Source organism: Dietzia sp. CW19 (assembly GCF_014145265.1).
GTDB lineage: Bacteria > Actinomycetota > Actinomycetes > Mycobacteriales > Mycobacteriaceae > Dietzia > Dietzia natronolimnaea.
In genome coordinates this window covers 1-3,519 of the sequence record NZ_JAALEE010000114.1, presented here as the reverse complement: position 1 = coordinate 3,519, position 3,519 = coordinate 1, and the positions used below count along the sequence as shown (strand labels likewise).

Annotated in this window: 2 protein-coding genes; both read left to right on the top strand. The window is 71.6% G+C overall.

The genetic code is table 11. The annotated features are described in order from the left end of the window. The first annotated feature begins 114 nt into the window (after nucleotides 1-114). Entirely contained in the window at nucleotides 115-936 is an 822-nt protein-coding gene (gene fdhD / locus G6021_RS04115) for a formate dehydrogenase accessory sulfurtransferase FdhD (protein ID WP_182639869.1), read from the top strand. Between the two features lie 65 nt (nucleotides 937-1,001). Further along, entirely contained in the window at nucleotides 1,002-3,350 is a 2,349-nt protein-coding gene (locus tag G6021_RS04110; protein ID WP_182639868.1) for an FdhF/YdeP family oxidoreductase, read from the top strand. Nucleotides 3,351-3,519: the final 169 nt, after the last annotated feature.

Genomic DNA, 3,519 nt, shown 5'->3' with positions numbered 1-3,519 from the left:
GCCGGTGTCCTGCGCGTGGCCCACCGGTCCACCGAACGGCGCTGACCGCTGGCCCGCCGGGCCTGCGGCTGACCGCGGCGGCGGCTGAACCCGGCACCGGCTAGCCTCTGCACCATGGGACGACGGACGAGTCGTCACCCCGCGCGGAGGATCATCGCCGGCAGTGACGCCAGACGTGAGGTGGCGACCCTCGCGGTGGAGGAGCCGCTGGAGGTCCGTCTCGGGGGACGCCCCTACCTCGTCACGATGCGCACCCCGGGCGACGACATGGACCTGGCCGCCGGTTACCTGGTGTCGGAGGGGGCGATCTGGCACCGCGACCACCTCCCCGAGATCTGCTACTGCACCACCGTGAGCGGCCGCACCGAGCAGGACTACAACACCCTCACCGTGACCCTGTCCCCGGATGTCCCGGAGCCCCGGTCCGTCCGCGTGACCGCCATGACCAGCTCCTGCGGGGTGTGCGGCGTCGACTCGGTCGCGGAGGTGCGCAAGGCGACCCACTTCCCCGCCGAGCCGGCCACCCCCCTGGTCGGGGCTGCGGTCCTGCTCTCCCTTCCCGACCGGCTCCGCGAGGGTCAGATCGTCTTCGGCCGCACCGGCGGGGTCCACGCGGCGGCCCTGTTCTCCCCCGACGGCGACCTGCTCTGTCTGCGCGAGGACGTCGGTCGGCACAACGCGGTGGACAAGGTGGTGGGTTGGGCCCTGCGCGAGGGCCGGCTCCCGCTGCGGGAGACGATCCTGCAGGTCTCCGGGCGTGCCTCGTTCGAACTCGTGCAGAAGACGTCCATGGCGGGGATCCCGGTGATCTCCGCGGTCAGCGCCCCCTCGTCGTTGGCCGTGGACCTGGCCGCCGAGACCGGGGTGACGCTGGTCGGGTTCAGCAGGGGCGACCGCGCGACCGTCTACACCCATCCGGAGCGCGTCGCCGACTGATCCGGCACCGCGCGCACTCCCGGGCCGCGGCTGCGGCGCGGTGTGTTCCGGCGCACAATGGGTCCATGAGCCTCGTCCCCCGCATCCGTCGGTCCGCGCCCGTCGCCGACATCGACGAGGCCGACCTGCGGGTCGGCGAACCCGAGACCAGCGCGGCGGGGCTCAAGGCCGTCTCGGTGGCGCTCGAGCGGGGGATCTCGCAGGCCGGGGCGACCCGGACGGCTCGGGCGTTGGCCCGCCTCAACCACCGCGGCGGCACGGACTGCCCCGGGTGCGCCTGGCCCGAGTCCATCACCGGTCCGCGCAAGCCGGCGGAGTTCTGCGAGAACGGCGCCAAGGCGGTGGCCGAGGAGTCCACGACCCGGACGGTGACCCCCGAGTGGTGGGCCGCCCACCCGATCCGCGAGCTGTGGGACAAGACCGAGTACTGGCTGGGCAACCAGGGCCGGATCACCGAGCCGGTGGTGCTCAGGCCCGGCGACGAGCACTACTCTCCGATCGGCTGGCGGGAGGCGTTCGCGCTCATGGCCGAGCACGTCACCGCCACCTCGCCCGACCGCTGCGTGTTCTACACCTCCGGTCGGACGGCCAACGAGACCGCGTTCATGTACCAACTTCTCGCGCGGTCCATCGGCACCAACAACCTGCCCGACTGCTCCAACATGTGCCACGAGTCCTCCGGGTCGGCCATGACGCCCACGATCGGCATCGGCAAGGGGACTGTCTCGCTCGAGGATTTCGATCACGCGGACGTCATCCTCGTCGTCGGACAGAATCCCGGCACCAACCACCCACGGATGCTCTCCACCCTCACCGACGCCCGGCGGCGCGGGGCCCACGTGGTGGCGGTCAACCCGTTGCCCGAGGCCGGACTGCTGGGGTTCGCCGATCCGCAGTCCCCCACCGGGATCGCCAAGAGCCTGGTCGAGGGCGGGGGCGAGACCGTCTCGGATGACTTCCTGCAGATCAAGGTGGGTGGCGACCTCGCGCTGTTCCAGGCCCTGGGCCACCTGCTGCTCCGGGCCGAGGAGGCCGCGCCCGGCACGGTCGTGGACCGCGACTTCGTGGACACGTGCACCGAGGGCTTCCGGGACTACGCCGCCGCGCGTGCCGAGCTTGACTGGGAGACCACCGAGCGGGCCACGGGTCTGCGCCGCGACCAGGTCGAGCGACTGGCGACGCTGCTCGTGCACTCGCGGGGCACGATCATCTGCTGGGCTCTGGGACTCACGCAGCAGCCCCACTCGGTGGACACCCTGCGCGAGATCGTCAACGTCCTGCTGCTGCAGGGCAACTTCGGCAAGCCCGGGGCCGGCGCCTGCCCGGTCCGCGGCCACTCGAACGTGCAGGGCGACCGGACCATGGGGATCTGGGAGAAGCCGGGCGCGACGTTGTTGGACGGGCTCGACGACGAGTTCGGCATCGCCTCGCCGCGTGAGCACGGCTACGACTCGACCGAGACGCTCGAGGCGTTCGAGCGCGGTGACGTGGACGTGTTCGTCTCCATGGGCGGCAACTTCGCCAAGGCCTGTTCGGACACCGACGTCCTCGAGAAGGGGATGCAACGCACCGGGCTGACCGTCCACGTGTCGACCAAGCCCAACCGCTCCCACGTGGTCCACGGGCAGACGTCGCTCATCCTCCCGACTCTCGGGCGGACGGACCGCGACGACCGCCACCCCGGGGGCGCACAGTTCGTCTCGGTGGAGGACTCGATGTCGGTGATCCGCTCGTCCCAGGGGCGGCTGGAGCCGGTGTCGGAGCAGTTGCTCAGCGAACCGCAGATCGTCGCGGGCATGGCGGAGGCGATCCTCGGTCACGACCACCCGGTGGGGTGGCGCGCGATGGCGGAGGACTACGACGTGATCCGCGACCACATCGCGCGGGTGATCCCCGGCTTCACCGACTACAACCGGCGGGTGCGACAGAAGTCCGGGTTCGTGCTGCCCAACCCGCCGCGCGACACCCGGTCCTTCGCCACCCCGTCCGGGCGCGCGCACTTCACGGTGTCACCGCTCGAGTGGCTGGAGGCCCCGGCCGGGCACCTGATCCTGCAGACCATGCGGTCCCACGACCAGTACAACACCACTTTCTACGGTCTCGACGACCGCTACCGGGGCATCTCCGAGGGGCGCCGGGTGATCCTCGTGAACCCGGATGACCTGCGCGACCTGGGCCTCGCGGACCGCCAACTGGTCGACGTGGTGAGTGTGTTCACCGGCTCGGACGGCGTGACCAGCGAGCGCAGGGCGGAGGAGTTCCGGCTGGTGTCCTACCCGACGGCCCGCGGCTGCTGCGCGGCCTACTTCCCCGAGGCCAACAACCTGGTCCACCGTCAGAACGTGGCGCGGGAGTCCAACACGCCCGGTTTCAAGGCGGTGACCGTCCGGTTCGAGCCGCGAAGCGAGCGCTAGCGAGCGCTAGCGAGCGCAGCGGCGAGTAACCGGCGCACGGGCGGAGCCCGGTTCGAGCCGCGGAGCGAGCGCTAGCGAGGGTGGGCGGCCCGCCGCTCACCTGTGCATCCGCTCGTGCGCTCGCCGTACGCCTCAGCCGCTGCGCTCTCGCGTGCACCGCCGCGCACGC

Excerpts from the sequence above, each read along its gene's own strand:
- fdhD (WP_182639869.1), top strand. The coding sequence starts at position 115 with ATGGGACGACGGACGAGTCGTCACCCCGCGCGGAGGATCATCGCCGGC.
- G6021_RS04110 (WP_182639868.1), top strand. The coding sequence starts at position 1,002 with ATGAGCCTCGTCCCCCGCATCCGTCGGTCCGCGCCCGTCGCCGACATC.